Consider the following 15,549-nt stretch of genomic DNA (forward strand, 5'->3'; position numbering starts at 1 on the left):
ATACAGTATGGCCAGTCGTTTTATCAGGGGATACCATGACAAAAAAGGGGATAGGAATTATCGGTACGGGTTCTATAGTGAACACCTATATTAAATGCATTGAAGAAATTGATGACGCAAACCTAGTCGCCTTGTTTACTAGATCATCCGATAGGGTCAAAAAAATCAAATTGGAACTCGGAATTCCGGCGTACAGCGATCTTAGTGCATTTTTGGCCTTGCCCCAGATCGATTTGGTCTGCGTATGTAATGAAAGCGGAAGTCACGGTGAGGCGATCATCCAAGCTGCCAAATCCAAAAAACACGTATTGTGTGAAAAGCCATTGGAAGTTACCCTTGAAAAAATCGATAGGGCCATCAACTCCTGTGTACAAAATGACGTTACCTTAGGCTGTGTCTTTCAAAACCGATGTGGAGCACATTTTACCGAAGTTTTTGATGTTGTCTCCAAAGGGAAGTTGGGGAAATTGTTGATGGGCAATGCCCATATCAATTGGTATCGCAATACGGAGTATTATACCAAAAATCCATGGCGCGGTACTTTGGAATTGGATGGGGGTGCCGCGTTTATGAACCAGGGCATTCATACCATTGATTTATTGTTACATCTTTTCGGGCCGGTGAAGTCAGTCTTTGGAACGATCCATACTAGGGTACATAATATACAGGGTGAGGACGTCGGTTCTGGAATTCTAGAGTTCGAAAATGGAGCCATTGGGAACATCACCGCAGGTACGGCCTTTTATCCGGGACATCCAGAACGTTTGGAAATATATGGTGAAAAAGGAAGCATTCTCATGGAAGGAGGAAGAATTGTGGGTTGGAATGTCATGGATGTTCCGGAACCGGATTTTGAAAAGGGAAATCGCGATGGAAGTGGAGCCGCTAATCCCACTGCGATCGGTCACCAAAATCATAAAAAAGTGATATTGGATATGTTGCACGCCATTGCTGAAGATAAATCGCCCATGGTGGATGGCCCCGAAGCTCGGAAATCCGTTGAGGTCATTACGGCTTTATACAAATCGTCCGAGAGCCGAGAACTGGTTTTTTTATAATTCCCAGTCATTCGATAATTTCATATTTTCGATTATACAGGTAAATTATCTATAGCGTATCACATGTACGAACACTTTTTCCAATGCCCGTATTGTTGGGCGGAGATTTCGATGTTGCTCGATCCCTCTGTAGGTCAACAGACTTACATTGAGGATTGTGAAGTATGTTGTAATCCCATAGAGATACAAACCCGGTTTGAAAACAACGAATTGTTGGGTTTTCAGGCCACACAAATTGGTCAATAATAGGACCTTTGGTCCTGCTAGCTTTGTTCACCTATATTGTCTACTTTTAGGATGACCAATTTCGATGCTGTTGTGAACTTCCCAAAAATAATTTCGCCCAAGATTTTCCCTATCCTTCTGGTGAACTTCATAGGTGTTCTAGGATATAGTATTGTTATCCCTATTCTCATATTCATAGTGGCCGACATGGGCGGCAACGGGTTTATTTATGGTATTCTAGGGGCCATGTACCCATTCTTTCAGTTTATGGGTGCTCCCATATTGGGGAGCCTTTCCGATCGTATCGGAAGAAAAAAGGTTTTGGTAATTAGCCAGGCTGGTACCTTCGTAGCGTGGATGCTCTTTCTTTTGGCTTTTGCACTCCCCAAAACCGAACTTTGGTCCCAAAATACCGAGCTTACAGGAAGTTATGTTATGACCTTGCCCCTCATTATCATTTTTGTGGCCAGAATCTTCGATGGGTTCACAGGCGGAAATATTTCTGTGGCCAATGCATACCTTTCGGATATATCCACCGATGAAGACCGGAACAAGAACTTTGGAAAAATGGGTGCTTCCACCAGCTTAGGTTTTGTCTTGGGGCCGGCCGTAGCCGGGTTATTGGCTTCCACAGTTTTTGGGGAACTATTGCCCTTAGGTCTGGCAGCCCTAATTTCGCTTATCGCCATTTTTGTAATCAGCACAAAGTTAGGGGAGAGTAACCCCTGTGTAGTGGATACTGGTGGGCTGAATACTCATTCCTTTCGAAGGTTTTTTCAAGTTGAGCACAAGGATTGTTATCAGGAAGGCAATGTTGAGGCCAATCCGCCTAAGAAAGGTTGGGGCAGTGTTCTTAAGGAACCGGGAATTCCATTGTTGTATGCCGTATATTTTTTGACCTTTTTGGCGTTTAGTTTGTTTTATGCAGGTTTGCCAATTTATGCCAGTACACTTTTGGAATGGACAGCCATAGACTTGGGAATTTTTTTAGCTTACTCTAGCCTGATTATGATTTTGGTCCAAGGACCATTACTGTCCAGATTATCGGACAAGATCAGTAATCAATCCTTGATTTTAGTGGGATCCCTTTTACTATCCTTGAGTTTTTTTCTGCTTTCCATGGACAGTTTGATTATACTGTACATAGCCAATACGCTGCTGTCCATTGGTAATGGTTTAATGTGGCCCAGCTTTCTGGCACTGTTGGCCCGAACAGGAAACCCTCAGATTCAAGGGGCCATTCAAGGTTATGGAAATAGCATGGGCAGCATGGCCAGTATGTTCGGCCTGGTTTTAGGAGGTTTGTTGTTCGAAACCATGGAAACCACCGTATTCGCTATCGGATCGGGAATCTTTTTAATAATTACACTCTTAATGGGGGCCAATTTTTTACAAGGTAACAGAAAGACCGTGGTCAATACAACAAGCGAAACCATTGCCGCCAGATAGCGTTCAATCCATAACTTTGATCTTACCACCGAAGACCTTGTCTCGATCCACTTCCTTTGGATTGCCATAAATATAGATGGAACCTCCTGCCCGAACTTTGGCCTTTACCTTTTCCGAAGCCTTTACATCGGCTCGTCCACCAGCATTGACGGTTACCGTTGTTGCATTGGTATTCAAGGCCTTGTTGTACACCTGTCCCCCTGTGTTAACCATAACTTCCTGGGTTTTGGCTTGTCCGGTTAAGGAGACCTCGCCTCCGGAAACCGATTTGGTGTAGAGGTCGGTCACGTTAACTTTTAGATCAATGCGGCCCCCTTCCTGGGTCTTTATTTCCACGCGATTACCGGTAAAGGTCTCGTCCGAAGTAATTTTGGCATTTTCATTGGCGTCCAAAAGGACTAGTGTCTCGGTATAATACAAAGTGGCTCTGGCCTCGTCTCCATCCATGAAATTGTCAAACTCCATTTTTATTTTTAACAGGCCGTTCTTGTTGGAAATATCCACCTCGTCTTGATCGTCCCCGGTAATGACCAATTTATTTTCGTTGCTTTTTATCAAATCCACAACGATACGATCATAGGCCTTAACCTCCGTAAATTTTTCAAGTTCCTTGGTGCTTGATTTCTGAGCTAAAACATTGACCGAAATGGATAGGGCAAAGACTAAATACACTATTTTTTTCATGCTAATGGATTTACTAATGTTCATCCAAATATAAAGTTTTTTGGCATGGGAAATCGGTAAGAAAATTCAAGGATGGGGAAGATCGAGATTTCGTGGATGAAACAAGATTGCATATCTTGGGGGAATAGCATTAAGAAATACGGTTTCCTTTTCTTAAAAGGGGTTTTCCGGGAATCTTGGGGTTGGAAATGACTGAAAGAAAATCGAGGAACTTTTTGAAATACATAGGCCCCGGATTTATAACCGCGGCCCTGGTATTGGGCCCTGGTAGTTTGGCCGTGGCCTCCAAAATAGGGGCTAACTACGAGTTTAGACTACTTTGGATAATACCCATTTGTGTGTTGTTTATGGCAGCATTTACGATGGTCTCTACCCGCATTGGGCTCTCTTCGGATTTCACCTTGATTCAATTGATTCGCGAAAAATATGGGAATGCCATATGCACTATTATAGGCATAGGGTTATTTGTGGTGGCAGCTTCCTTTCAAGCAGGTAATTCCATAGGTGCGGGGATGGTGTTCGGCGAGATATTCCATTCCTCTTCCGCACCTTGGGTAGTTTTCTTTTCCTTGACCGCCATCGTACTACTCTTCTTTAAAACGTTCTTTAGGATTTTGGAAGGGATTATGATTGTTATGGTCGGCTTGATGCTTATTTCCTTTGCAATTACCTTGATAATTTCAAGACCCGATGTTTCGCTTGTGCTGGATCAATTTGATTTCACCCTACCCGAGGGTTCACAATTTTTGGCCTTGGCTTTGATCGCTTCCAGTTTTTCAGTAGCAGGTGCTTTTTACCAATCCTATCTGGTTCAGGAAAAAGGGTGGGATAAAAGCAAATCAAAATCCCATGAACGGGAAAGCCTGTCGGGCATTTTTATTTTGGGTATTATAACGGCGACGGTAATGCTCGTTGGCGCATCCGTATTGTTTCCACAGGGAATACAGGTCAATTCCGCTACGGAAATGGGAAAAACCTTGGAACCGATTTTTGGCGGATATGCATCCTTGATTTTTATGTTGGGCCTTTTTGCGGCTTCCTTTTCCTCGTTGATCGGAAATGCTACCCTAGGAGGCGTTCTATTGTCGGATGCCTTGAATGTCGGAAGAAAATTGGAATCTCCCAACGTACGCTATGTGATTATGTCGGTAATTGTTATCGGGGCATTGGTCGCCATTATCTTCGGAAGCCTTCCCATAGAACTAATAGTCATGGCGCAAGGGTTTACCATTATTGTTGGCCCCTTGATCGGGTTCATGCTCTATTTAATAGCAGTGGATAATGCCAAAAAAGACCGACTAAAACTGGGTTTACCTTTGCAAATCGTGTTGATTCTTGGTTTGATACTGCTCTTAGTTTTGGCAGGAGCGAATACCTACAATATATTTATCCAATGAATCGGAAAACAATGATCGAGACCATTTCTGAACTTGAGGAAAAACTATCCCAACCCTCAACACGCCTCATTGCGGACATGGAGGAAATTGAGGGGGATATTATGATTCTGGGCCTAGGAGGCAAAATGGGACCTACATTGGCAAAACTGGCGAAAAGAGCGGTAGATGAGGCCGGTGTGGATAAAAAAATAATGGGAGCCTCCCGTTTTTCGAATAAAGGACTTTATCAAGAGTTAACGGATTTTGGCATCCAATGTATACCAATGGATTTGTTGGATGACAAGGCATTATTGCGGCTTCCTGATGCCAAAAATGTAATCTTTATGGCGGGTAATAAATTCGGAACCTTGGGTAATGAACACTTTACTTGGGCAATGAACGCCTATCTACCGGGAAGGATTTCGGAAAAATATAAAGATTCGGATATTGTCGTCTTCTCAACAGGAAATGTATACCCTTTTGTGCCTGTCGAAAGTGGTGGTGCCACCGAGAAAGTTGAGCCATCCCCTGTTGGGGAATATGCGCAGTCTTGCTTGGGTAGGGAGCGCATCTTTGAGCATTTTTCGATTAAAAATGGGACGAAGATGCTTATTTATCGTTTAAATTACGCCCTGGACTTACGGTATGGCGTATTGCTGGAGATTGCTAAGGCCATAGCATCCAAGAAACCGATTGATTTAAGTATGGGATTTGTAAATGTAATTTGGCAGGGCGATGCCAACGAATATGCGATTCGAAGTCTGTTGCATTGCGGGTCCCCGGCCAAAAAACTTAACGTTACCGGCCCAGAGGTTATAGCCGTACAGTGGCTGGCTGAGGAATTTGGAAAATTATTGGGCAAGACACCAATTTTTAAAAACCGCCCCAGCGAAACAGCCTTATTGAACAATTCGGCTCAGGCCTATGAGTTATTTGGAGACCCTTCCGTCTCTTTGGAGGCAATGATACAATGGACGGCCCATTGGGTCAAAACAGGAGGTGAACAACTCGGTAAACCCACCCATTTTCAGGAGCGCAAGGGTAATTTTTGAACAACGCATTTTAAAAGATAGCAGGCCAATACGTCTGTGGATAATTTCGATCGACATATATAAGGAACACCAAAAATGAAAACCCTCCAACCCGAGATAAAGAAACTGCTTCATAAGGGCGCGGTGATTCCTGCCCACCCCCTGGCACTGACCGAGAATCGACAATTGGATGAAAGTAGGCAACGTCTATTGACCCGATATTATATGGCCTCTGGAGCAGGGGGAGTTGCCGTAGGGGTGCACACAACGCAATTCCAGATTCGGGATCCGAAAATTAACCTATACCGTAAGGTCTTGCAATTGGCATCGGAAGAAATTGAAAATGTCCATTTGGAAAGGCCGTTTATCAAAGTAGCAGGTGTGAGCGGAGATACTGCCCAGGCAGTTAGTGAAACGGCAATTTGTGATGAACTCGGTTATGATATTGTCTTGGTCAGTACCAATGGATTGGCAGATTATTCGGAAAAAGCTCTTTTGCAACGTACCCGGAAGATTGCGGAAATCATGCCTGTTTTTGGGTTTTACTTACAGCCTGCGGTTGGTGGTCGAGTTTTAAGTTATGATTTTTGGCGAACCTTTGCGGAAATTGAAAATGTACATGCCATCAAAATAGCCCCTTTTAATCGCTATCAAACCTTGGAGGTGGTTAGGGCGGTCTGTGCTTCATCCCGGAATAACGAAATTGCACTTTACACGGGTAACGACGACAATATCGTTGCGGACCTATTAACTACCTATGAAGTGCAGGTCAATGGCAGATTGACCAAAAAAGATATCGTTGGTGGTCTTCTTGGCCATTGGGCCGTATGGACAAAAAAGGCGGTAGAACTGTTGGATGACATCCATAACATTAAAAAAAAAGGAACCACCATTCCAAAAGAATGGATGTCGCTAAACATCGCAATTACGGATACCAACGCAGCTTTTTTCGATGCGGCCAATAATTTTCAGGGTTGTATTGCAGGTATTCATGAAGTACTTCGTAGGCAAGGTTTGTTACAGGGAATTTGGTGCCTGGATGCCAAGGAGGGTCTGTCCCAGGGGCAAATCGAAGAAATAGATCGGGTCTATAGGGATTACCCGGAACTGAACGACGATGTATTTGTGAAAAGCAACCTGCCACGGTGGGAAAAAGGATTGTATTAAGCTTCTTTTGAGTACCATTTTTCTAATAAAAATCAATACTTTTAACGAAACAAAACCAATGAAATTTATTACGAATAACTTCACCAAAATTGTGGGTTTGTCAATGCTGCTGGCCATAGGGTTTCCTTCTTGCAAATCGGCAAGTACACTGTCCAATGAACATGAAGATAAGGCAGAAAAAACAATACCTCCAATGGAAGAGAAAGTCTCCTTGGATTATACAGAAAAAATCCCGGCAACAGAGCTAAGCTTTGAAATGGTTTTTATTCCGGGCGGTGAGTTTATGATGGGAAGTCCTGAAACCGAAGGTGATAGAAAACCACATGAAGGCCCCCAAAGAAAAGTAAAGGTAGATTCCATGTATATCGGGAAATATGAGCTTACCTGGGAAGTTTTTGAACTATTTTTCAAACAGAACCAAGAGTTGTTCGTGAAATTGGATAATGACCGGGTTATGAAAATAGATGCGATTACCAGACCAAGCCCCCCTTATGAAGACCCGTCCTATGGTATGGGAAAGGATGGTTACCCCGCAGTAAGTATGTCGGCATATTCCGCTTTGGTCTTCTGCAAATGGTTGAGCTCGATAACCGGAAAATTCTATCGGTTGCCCACGGAAGCGGAATGGGAATATGCGGCCCGGGCAGGAACGGATTCACCGTATAGCTTCGGAAATTCTACGGATGGGATTGATGATTATGCAGTATATTATAAAAATTCGAATAATCAATATGCCAAGGTAGGTAGTAAAAAGCCGAATGCCTGGGGACTTTATGATATGCATGGGAATGCCGCGGAATGGACGCTGGATGAGTACAAGGAAGACGCGTATGCTACTTTGGAACCGGATAATCCGTGGATGACCCCCACGGTAATCCACCCAAGGGTCTATAGGGGAGGTTCTTGGGATGATGACGCGGACAAATTACGCTCTGCCAGTAGATCGGCATCCAGTTTAAAATTACAGAAACGCGACCCGCAAATACCTAAAAGCTTTTGGTGGTTTACAGACAGTAATTTTATTGGTATGCGCTTGGTAAGCCCGGCAAAACAGCCTTCATCGGATGAGCAGAAAAAATTCTGGCAAAGGGTGTTGGATGAATAGGTGTACTCCAAAAAAGAAAGTTTTCACTGCAATGTGTCAGTGAATCAATACATTAAATGTACATAACAATGAAGAAGAAGTTTTTAACCTTAATTTTAGCAAGTATTACCTTCTCTGGTTTCGCTCAGGAAACCTATACGCTTTCCCCGGAGAGCGCCTTGACGATTGATGGTACGTCCACACTTCACGATTGGACGGTTACGGCCAATACCATGGAGGGCAAATTAGTGGCCGAAGGCAATGCCCCAAAAGAAATAGATTTTGAAGTTCTCGTTGCTGATATCAAAAGTGAGCGGGGTGCTACTATGGATAAAAAAACGCATAATGCCCTTAAAATGGAGGAACATCCCAAGGTTACCTTTAAGCTCAAGGAGGTAAAGGGCAGTTCTTCTGTGGTGGGGACCTTAAACATTGCCGGATACGAAAAAGAAGTGGAAATCAAGACAGAAATGACCGATGCCAATGGTCAGCTTAAAATAAAAGGTGAGAAACCTATAAAGCTTCAGGACTATGAAATGGAACCTCCATCGGCAATGTTCGGACAAATTGTGGTCGGGGACGATGTGGTGGTCAAGTTCGATTTAGTTTTTACAAAATAGTTGAATCACGCCAAATAGAAACTTTACAGCCCATGAATCGGTTACCTAAGCCGCTGAAATCGTATCTGCTGTTGAGAATGGGTAATGGACATACGTGAAAACATCAAATCGCTCGCACAAAAGTTCGCTCCTGAATTTGTTGCGGTAAGGCGCCACCTGCATCAAAATCCGGAATTATCCTTTCAGGAGCACAACACATCCCGTTACATCAAGGAAAGGCTACAGGCCATTGGAATCAAGGATATTGTTGTGGTGGCGGAAACCGGTCTTTTGGCTACGATTCAAGGTGAGCGAAAGGGGGAAGCTGTTCTGTTGCGGGCGGATATGGATGCATTGCCCATCCTTGAAAAGAACAAAGTGCCCTATGCCTCCAAAAATGATGGGATAATGCATGCCTGTGGGCATGATGCCCATAGTGCTTCACTTCTATTGTGTGCTAAAATTTTATGGGAACTAAAAAAGGAAATAAAGGGCAGTATTAAGCTGTTGTTTCAACCTGGGGAGGAAGTAGTTCCCGGAGGTGCTTCTTTGGTCATGAAAGAAAAGGCATATTTGGATTTAGGCTGTCTTCCTCATCTGGGGCAACATGTGCAGCCCAACCTTCCAGTAGGTGTGGTGGGTTTCCGTTCTGGTAAATTTATGGCCAGTATGGATGAACTCTTCTTGACGGTAAAAGGGAAGGGCGGTCATGGGGCCATGCCGGAAAGGTTGGTTGATCCGGTGCTCATTGCATCTCATATAATCGTGGCCGCACAGCAATTGGTAAGTCGCATGGCTTCCCCACAGACCCCCTCTGTATTGTCATTTGGAAAGGTGATTGCCGATGGAGCTATCAACGTCGTTCCCTTTGAGGTCCATATTGAGGGTACTTTTCGGACCTTTGACACCCTTTGGAGAAAAGAGGCCCTTCAAAGACTCGAAAAATTGGTCACGTCCATCGCCGAAGGTATGGGAGGTAGTTGTGAACTTAAAATTAACCACGGGTATCCTTATCTGGACAATGATACCGATCTGACCCGGGATATGAAATCCGCCGCAAATGAATATCTCGGTAGCAAGAATGTGGTGGATTTAGAACCATGGATGGCCGCTGAAGACTTTGCCTATTATTCCCAGAAGAATCCCTCCTGTTTTTATTTGATAGGCGTAGGGAACGAGCAAAAGGGAATCCGATCCGGGCTACATACACCGACCTTTGATATCGATGAGGACGCCTTGGGAATAGGGGGTGGGTTAATGGCATGGCTTGCCGTTAAAAACTTGGGTCATGGTTAAAATCCGGTATTTTGACAACGCTCCTTAACTTCTTAAATGTATAAATCTGGGGGAAAATCCCTAGCCTTTCGCCTTTCTCGGTACGCCAAGAGAGTGTATGGCGATATGTGGACGGTGTTCGGATGAATTTTTGAACTTTAGCCGAATTTTGGTCGGAACCCGAGCCCATCGGTCTTTAGCCGATGGTGGCTTTGTTTTTTCACAAATAGGTTGGTTTTCTAACAAAAATAAAGGCAATAGTCAATTTGCTACTTGTTGCAATACTAAGGAATTCACTAACTTTATGGATTCGCGATGGATAATGAGGATGTGAAAGAAATTCTATGAAACAGAAAACAGTCATTATTGCTATTCTAGCCGTTCTGTCATCATTGCTGTATGCCTTTAAAGCAGGTATTTTCAGCAAGGGACAAGATGCGTATGCCGATCTTAAGGTACCCGATGTCGTTGATTATAATTTCCATATTAAACCTATACTTTCGGACAATTGCTATACCTGTCATGGCCCTGATGCCAACAAACGCAAAGCGGGCTTACGGCTGGATTTGGAGGAGACCGCTTTTTTGGAATTGAAGGAAAATCCTGGAAAATATGCCTTGGTCTCGGGTAAGCCTGGCGAGAGCTTACTTTACGGACATATCATTACAGATGATCCGAATCTAATGATGCCCCCGCCGGATTCCAAACTGAAGCTAAATTCATATGAGAAAAAGCTGATTAAAAAATGGATTCAGCAAGGGGCAAAGTTCGAAAAACATTGGGCCTTTATTCCTCCGGTCAAAAAAGAGGTGCCCACTTTGGAAGCGTTGGACGGGGCAAGGAACGAGATAGATAGATTTATCTTTAAGAAATTGGAAGAACATAATGTGCTTCCCTCCGAAAGAGCCTCTTTGGAAACCCTTGTTCGTAGAGTAAGCTTAGATCTTACTGGGTTACCGCCCCAAAGGCAACAAGTACAGGAGCTATTGGCCGACACTTCCGAAGATGGTATGGACAAAGTTATTGACAAATTTTTGGCATCTCCCGCCTATGGGGAACGTATGACGCAGTCCTGGTTGGATGTGGCGCGTTATGCCGATTCCCATGGATATCAGGACGATAGCTATCGCACCATGTGGCCTTGGCGCGATTGGGTCATCCATGCATTTAATGAAAATATGCCCTATGATGATTTCTTGACTTGGCAATTGGCCGGCGATTTGCTACCCAATGCTACCAAGGAACAAATTTTGGCCACCGGGTTCAACAGAAATCATCCAATAACCCAAGAAGGAGGAGTCATTCAAGAAGAATATCGGACCAATTATGTTTTGGATCGTACCAATACCCTGGGTAAGGGTATCTTGGGAATGACCTTGGAATGTGCCCGTTGTCATGATCATAAGTACGATGCCATTTCCCAAAAGGATTACTTCGAACTCTTTGCGTTTTTCAATCAAGTTGATGAAAAAGGGCTTCAAATGGATGCGGTACAGGCAGCCAACCAAAAATTCTTTGCAGACCCGCCTTATATAGAAATATCCGCGGAGGAGACCGAGGATGTACTATCGTTCATCAATATGAAAAAGACACCAAAGATCAAGGTAATGGTGATGAACGATTCTGCCCCAAAAACTACCCATATTCTAAATAGGGGCGAATACGATCAACCTGCGGATTCCGTACAACCCAACACACCTAAAACAATTTTTCCCTTTCCCGATGGGTATCCTTCAAATCGATTGGGCCTGGCCCAATGGGTGACCGACAAGAACAATCCGTTGACCGCGCGTGTTTTTGTCAATCGTATATGGGGCATGCTATTTGGCCGAGGACTCGTGGAAACCTCCGAGGATTTTGGGGTGCAGGGTAGTCTGCCCACACATCCTGAACTTTTGGATTGGTTGGCTGCCGATTTCATGGAGCATGACTGGGACATTAAGTATCTACTTAAAAAGATTATGCTCTCCGCAACTTATCAGCAAAAGTCCGAACTACGTCCCGAGCTGAAAAAAGTAGATCCGGAGAACAAGTTATTGGCCAGGGCACAACGCTTTCGTATGAGTGGTGAAATGATTCGGGACTATATTTTGGCATCAAGCGGGCTTTTAAATGCGGAGATTGGCGGACCCAGCGTAAAACCATATCAACCCCCCGGTCTATGGGAAGAGACCAATGCAGGAGGGCATAGGGGTATTTTGACCAAGTATGTTCCAGATGAGGGGGACGATTTGTACAGACGGTCTTTATATACCTTTTGGAAACGTACCTTGCCCCCTCCGAGCATGACCATATTTGATGCCCCTACCCGCGATTTTTGTGAAGTTCGTCGCCAGAAAACCAATACGCCGCTGCAGGCCCTGGCCTTGCAAAATGATATACAAATATTGGAGGCGGCACGGGTACTGGCCCAGCGAACCTTGACTGATGGAGAAGAGAATAACGAATCCATCGTTGAGAATCTCTTTCAAAGCATTTTGGTGCGCACGCCAAGAGAAAAGGAGTTACAGACTTTGGACGGGTATTATCATGATGCACTGGAGACCTATTTGAACAACACGGAAGATGCCAAAAAATTGGTTGCGGTTGGCGAATATGAACAATTGGATGTGGACTCGGCAAAAACGGCCGCCTTAATGTTGACCGCCCAGGTAATCTATAATTTAGACGAGACCATAACAAAAGAATAATAGTCATGTCACACCATCATCATGAACAAAAGGAAGAGCCTTCGTTAAAGGTTAACCGAAGACATTTTTTCTCGCAATTGAGTGTGGGCATTGGCTCATTGGCCTTGGGTTCACTTTTGATTCCCGATCTTTTTAAGGGGACAACCAAAAATGTAGCTGAAAGGGCCTTAGGTGTTCCCCATTTTGCTCCAAAGGCCAAACGCATCATTTATTTGTTCCAGGCGGGGGCACCCTCCCAATTGGAAACTTTTGATTACAAGCCCACCCTGCGCAAACGTATGGGGCAGGATTTGCCGGAATCTATTCGCAAAGGACAAAGGTTGACAGGGATGACTGCCAACCAGGATAAATTCCCCTTGATGCCTCCTAAAGTTGGATTTCAACAACATGGCCAAAGTGGAACTTGGATTAGCGATTTTTTTCCGCATACGGCAAAAATTGCAGATGAAATTACGGTAGTGCGCAGCATGCATACGGAAGCCATAAACCATGATCCCGCCATAACCTTTTTCCAAACCGGGAGCCAGATTTCGGGTCGTCCCAGCATGGGATCTTGGATGAGTTACGGGTTGGGAAGCGAAAACAAGAACCTGCCTTCTTTCGTGGTCCTAACCTCTAGGGGAAAGGGCAATAGCCAAGGGCTTTATTCCAAATTATGGTCAAGTGGTTTTCTGGATTCCAAACATCAAGGGGTATTGTTGCGTTCGGGGAAAGATCCTGTGTTATACCTAAACGATCCGGACGGGCTGTCACGCTCGGACAAAAGACATCTACTGGATCATGTGTCCTCCTTGAATAAATTACATCATGTAGAAACCGGAGATGACGAAATAGAATCCCGTATTGCACAGTATGAAATGGCCTACCGTATGCAGATGTCCGTCCCTGATGTTATGGATATTTCCAAGGAGCCGGAATCCATAATCAAATTATATGGGGAAGATTGCCAAGTACCGGGAACTTATGCGGCAAATGCCCTACAGGCTCGTAGACTCGCTGAAAATGGTGTTCGCTTTATCCAATTATACCATCAAGGTTGGGACCAACACGGTAATCTACATGATGAAATGGCCGGCCAGGCCAAGGACGTGGACAAGGCCTCGGCAGCCCTTGTCCTGGATTTAAAGCAACGCGGTATGTTGGAGGATACTTTGGTCATCTGGGGCGGTGAATTCGGTAGGGGTAACTATTGCCAGGGAAAATTTGATCCCAACAATTACGGGCGCGACCATCATCCCCGTGCTTTCAGTATCTGGATGGCAGGTGGGGGAATAAAGCCCGGACTAAATTATGGACAGACCGACGAATTTGGATACAACGTTGTTGAAAACCCTGTACACATCAATGATTTTCATGCAACCTTATTGCATACCATGGGTCTGGACCATGAACAACTCATCTATAAATATCAAGGCCGTCGTTTTCGTTTGACCGACGTAGCGGGGCATGTGGTCAAAGACCTTTTAGCATAAAAATGACATACACCCCTAAAAATGGAAAGGTCGATTATGTCGTTTTTGGACTTTCCGTATTCCTTGTTTTTTGTCTGTTGTTCGAGTCCTACATTGAGCTTCCTATCCTTGTGGCCTGGATAGGGAGGTGGCATCCATTAGTACTCCATTTTCCCATTGTACTTTTGTTGATTGCTATTTTTTTGGGATTAACTGGGAGGAAAATCCCAAGGAGTTTGTTGACCATTGCCGTGATTTCAGCCTTGTTGACCGCCATTTCCGGATTCTTTCTGGGAAAGGAGACCGGCAGCAAGGGCGATTTGCTTTTTTGGCACCAATGGTTAGGAGGAGCACTGGCCCTGTTAGCAGCACTTTGGTATGGTTTGGAGGGAGTTCAAATCAGTAAACCAATCTATTCGAAGATTATACAAGTAGTTATCGTCGGACTTATTATTTTCACTGGGCATTATGGAGGTATGATTACACATGGGCAGGATTTTTTGGCATTACCGCAAGGGAAAAAACAAAACATCATTCCTAAAAATCCGCTGGTCTACGAGCACATAGTCAATCGGATTTTGGAAGAAAAATGCGTAAAGTGTCACAATCCCAACAAGAAAAAGGGCGAATTATTGATGACCGATTTGGCAGGACTATTAAAGGGTGGTGAAGGTGGAAATACCCTGATTCCAGGAAACCCTGAGGAGAGTGAAATGATACGGCGTCTGTATTTGCCCATAGAGGATGAAGAGCATATGCCTCCCGAAGGGGAGCGACCCTTGGCCGATAATGAAGTACGTATCCTGGAACAGTGGATTGCCTTGGGTGCCTCGGATACCTTACAACTGAACCATTTGCAAAATTCCCACCCTTTGGCGGTCTTGATAAAGGAGATGATGGAACCGGATCCCATGGAAAAATGGACGGCACTTCCAAAAATAGCGGACTCCACACTACGCAATCTGGCTTCCGATTATTTGACTATAACCCGATTGGCCGATGCTACGGATGCCCTAAAGGTAAATGTGTATATGCCTCCCGAATATGATGCTCAAATGCTCTTAAATTTATCCCCCGTGAACCGGAATATTGTAGAATTGGACTTAAGCGGTTTGCCCATAGGGGAAAGGGAATTGGCCTTTGCAGCTAATTGCCCCAACTTGGAGTGGTTGGAAATCGATAGAACGCCTATTACCGATGTTGAGGTAGATACCTTACGGAATTTATCCAGACTACGATTATTGAAGGTCTATGACACGAACATTGGAGACCGGAGCATTTCATTTTTTAAAGAATGGGAAAACTTAAAAAGCCTTTATATTTGGGGAACCCAAGTGTCTGAATCCGCTTTGGAAGAACTGAAATCCAAAAACCCCGACGTGGTAATCGAAAACGGGATCGATGAAGAAATTGAGTCCTATTTTGTAGCTTCGGACAGTATCCCGAAAAGTTAAACACCT

The 15,549-nt window shown here is 44.3% G+C and carries 13 protein-coding genes; 12 read left to right on the forward strand and 1 reads right to left on the reverse strand.

Annotated features, from left to right (window positions below; genetic code table 11):
- Window positions 1–35: 35 nt before the first annotated feature.
- The 3 genes from Q0993_RS05580 (at window position 36) to Q0993_RS05590 (ending at window position 2,732) form a co-directional block, all read left to right on the forward strand.
- Window positions 36–1,058, forward strand: coding sequence for a Gfo/Idh/MocA family oxidoreductase (locus Q0993_RS05580; protein ID WP_299530552.1), 1,023 nt, complete (start codon window positions 36–38; stop codon window positions 1,056–1,058).
- A gap of 63 nt (window positions 1,059–1,121) precedes the next feature.
- Window positions 1,122–1,304, forward strand: coding sequence for a CPXCG motif-containing cysteine-rich protein (locus Q0993_RS05585; RefSeq protein ID WP_299530554.1), 183 nt, complete (start codon window positions 1,122–1,124; stop codon window positions 1,302–1,304).
- A gap of 51 nt (window positions 1,305–1,355) precedes the next feature.
- Complete coding sequence (locus Q0993_RS05590; RefSeq protein ID WP_299530556.1) at window positions 1,356–2,732, forward strand: MFS transporter; 1,377 nt, start codon at window positions 1,356–1,358, stop codon at window positions 2,730–2,732.
- A gap of 3 nt (window positions 2,733–2,735) precedes the next feature.
- Here Q0993_RS05590 and Q0993_RS05595 read toward each other — a convergent pair whose 3' ends face one another.
- Window positions 2,736–3,416 carry a head GIN domain-containing protein gene (locus tag Q0993_RS05595; RefSeq protein WP_299530558.1) on the reverse strand — a complete coding sequence of 227 codons (681 nt, stop codon included), beginning with the start codon at window positions 3,414–3,416 and terminating at the stop codon, window positions 2,736–2,738.
- A gap of 215 nt (window positions 3,417–3,631) precedes the next feature.
- On the opposite strand from Q0993_RS05595, the gene Q0993_RS05600 reads away from it, so the two are divergent.
- The 9 genes from Q0993_RS05600 (at window position 3,632) to Q0993_RS05640 (ending at window position 15,543) form a co-directional block, all read left to right on the forward strand.
- Entirely contained in the window at window positions 3,632–4,813 is a 1,182-nt protein-coding gene (locus Q0993_RS05600; protein WP_299530560.1) for an Nramp family divalent metal transporter, read from the forward strand.
- Window positions 4,810–5,844: a hypothetical protein gene (locus Q0993_RS05605; RefSeq protein WP_299530562.1), complete on the forward strand. Its 1,035-nt coding sequence runs from the start codon at window positions 4,810–4,812 to the stop codon at window positions 5,842–5,844. The genes Q0993_RS05600 and Q0993_RS05605 overlap by 4 nt, the downstream gene beginning before the upstream one ends.
- Window positions 5,845–5,919: 75 nt before the next feature.
- Window positions 5,920–6,990: a dihydrodipicolinate synthase family protein gene (locus Q0993_RS05610; protein WP_299530564.1), complete on the forward strand. Its 1,071-nt coding sequence runs from the start codon at window positions 5,920–5,922 to the stop codon at window positions 6,988–6,990.
- A 58-nt stretch (window positions 6,991–7,048) separates the two neighbouring features.
- Complete coding sequence (locus tag Q0993_RS05615) at window positions 7,049–8,095, forward strand: SUMF1/EgtB/PvdO family nonheme iron enzyme (protein WP_299530566.1); 1,047 nt, start codon at window positions 7,049–7,051, stop codon at window positions 8,093–8,095.
- A gap of 68 nt (window positions 8,096–8,163) precedes the next feature.
- Complete coding sequence (locus Q0993_RS05620) at window positions 8,164–8,694, forward strand: YceI family protein (protein WP_299530568.1); 531 nt, start codon at window positions 8,164–8,166, stop codon at window positions 8,692–8,694.
- 84 nt (window positions 8,695–8,778) lie between these two features.
- On the forward strand, window positions 8,779–9,969 hold the full coding sequence (locus tag Q0993_RS05625) for a M20 family metallopeptidase (protein WP_299530570.1): 1,191 nt from the start codon (window positions 8,779–8,781) through the stop codon (window positions 9,967–9,969).
- Between the two features lie 323 nt (window positions 9,970–10,292).
- A complete protein-coding gene (locus Q0993_RS05630) occupies window positions 10,293–12,638 on the forward strand; it encodes a PSD1 and planctomycete cytochrome C domain-containing protein (protein WP_299530573.1) in 2,346 nt (781 codons plus the stop codon).
- A gap of 5 nt (window positions 12,639–12,643) precedes the next feature.
- Window positions 12,644–14,110, forward strand: a complete 1,467-nt coding sequence (locus Q0993_RS05635; RefSeq protein WP_299530576.1) for a DUF1501 domain-containing protein — start codon at window positions 12,644–12,646, stop codon at window positions 14,108–14,110.
- 2 nt (window positions 14,111–14,112) lie between these two features.
- On the forward strand, window positions 14,113–15,543 hold the full coding sequence (locus Q0993_RS05640) for a c-type cytochrome domain-containing protein (RefSeq protein ID WP_299530578.1): 1,431 nt from the start codon (window positions 14,113–14,115) through the stop codon (window positions 15,541–15,543).
- Window positions 15,544–15,549 lie beyond the last annotated feature (6 nt).

The sequence above is a fragment of the Ulvibacterium sp. genome, from assembly GCF_028285715.1.
Classification (GTDB): Bacteria; Bacteroidota; Bacteroidia; order Flavobacteriales; family Flavobacteriaceae; genus Ulvibacterium.

Bases quoted from the DNA above. Each gene is read 5' to 3' on its own strand.
- Q0993_RS05580 (WP_299530552.1), top strand. From the start codon at position 36: ATGACAAAAAAGGGGATAGGAATTATCGGTACGGGTTCTATAGTGAAC.
- Q0993_RS05585 (WP_299530554.1), top strand. From the start codon at position 1,122: ATGTACGAACACTTTTTCCAATGCCCGTATTGTTGGGCGGAGATTTCG.
- Q0993_RS05590 (WP_299530556.1), top strand. From the start codon at position 1,356: ATGACCAATTTCGATGCTGTTGTGAACTTCCCAAAAATAATTTCGCCC.
- Q0993_RS05595 (WP_299530558.1), bottom strand. From the start codon at position 3,416: ATGAAAAAAATAGTGTATTTAGTCTTTGCCCTATCCATTTCGGTCAAT.
- Q0993_RS05605 (WP_299530562.1), top strand. From the start codon at position 4,810: ATGAATCGGAAAACAATGATCGAGACCATTTCTGAACTTGAGGAAAAA.
- Q0993_RS05610 (WP_299530564.1), top strand. From the start codon at position 5,920: ATGAAAACCCTCCAACCCGAGATAAAGAAACTGCTTCATAAGGGCGCG.
- Q0993_RS05615 (WP_299530566.1), top strand. From the start codon at position 7,049: ATGAAATTTATTACGAATAACTTCACCAAAATTGTGGGTTTGTCAATG.
- Q0993_RS05620 (WP_299530568.1), top strand. From the start codon at position 8,164: ATGAAGAAGAAGTTTTTAACCTTAATTTTAGCAAGTATTACCTTCTCT.
- Q0993_RS05625 (WP_299530570.1), top strand. From the start codon at position 8,779: ATGGACATACGTGAAAACATCAAATCGCTCGCACAAAAGTTCGCTCCT.
- Q0993_RS05630 (WP_299530573.1), top strand. From the start codon at position 10,293: ATGAAACAGAAAACAGTCATTATTGCTATTCTAGCCGTTCTGTCATCA.
- Q0993_RS05635 (WP_299530576.1), top strand. From the start codon at position 12,644: ATGTCACACCATCATCATGAACAAAAGGAAGAGCCTTCGTTAAAGGTT.
- Q0993_RS05640 (WP_299530578.1), top strand. From the start codon at position 14,113: ATGACATACACCCCTAAAAATGGAAAGGTCGATTATGTCGTTTTTGGA.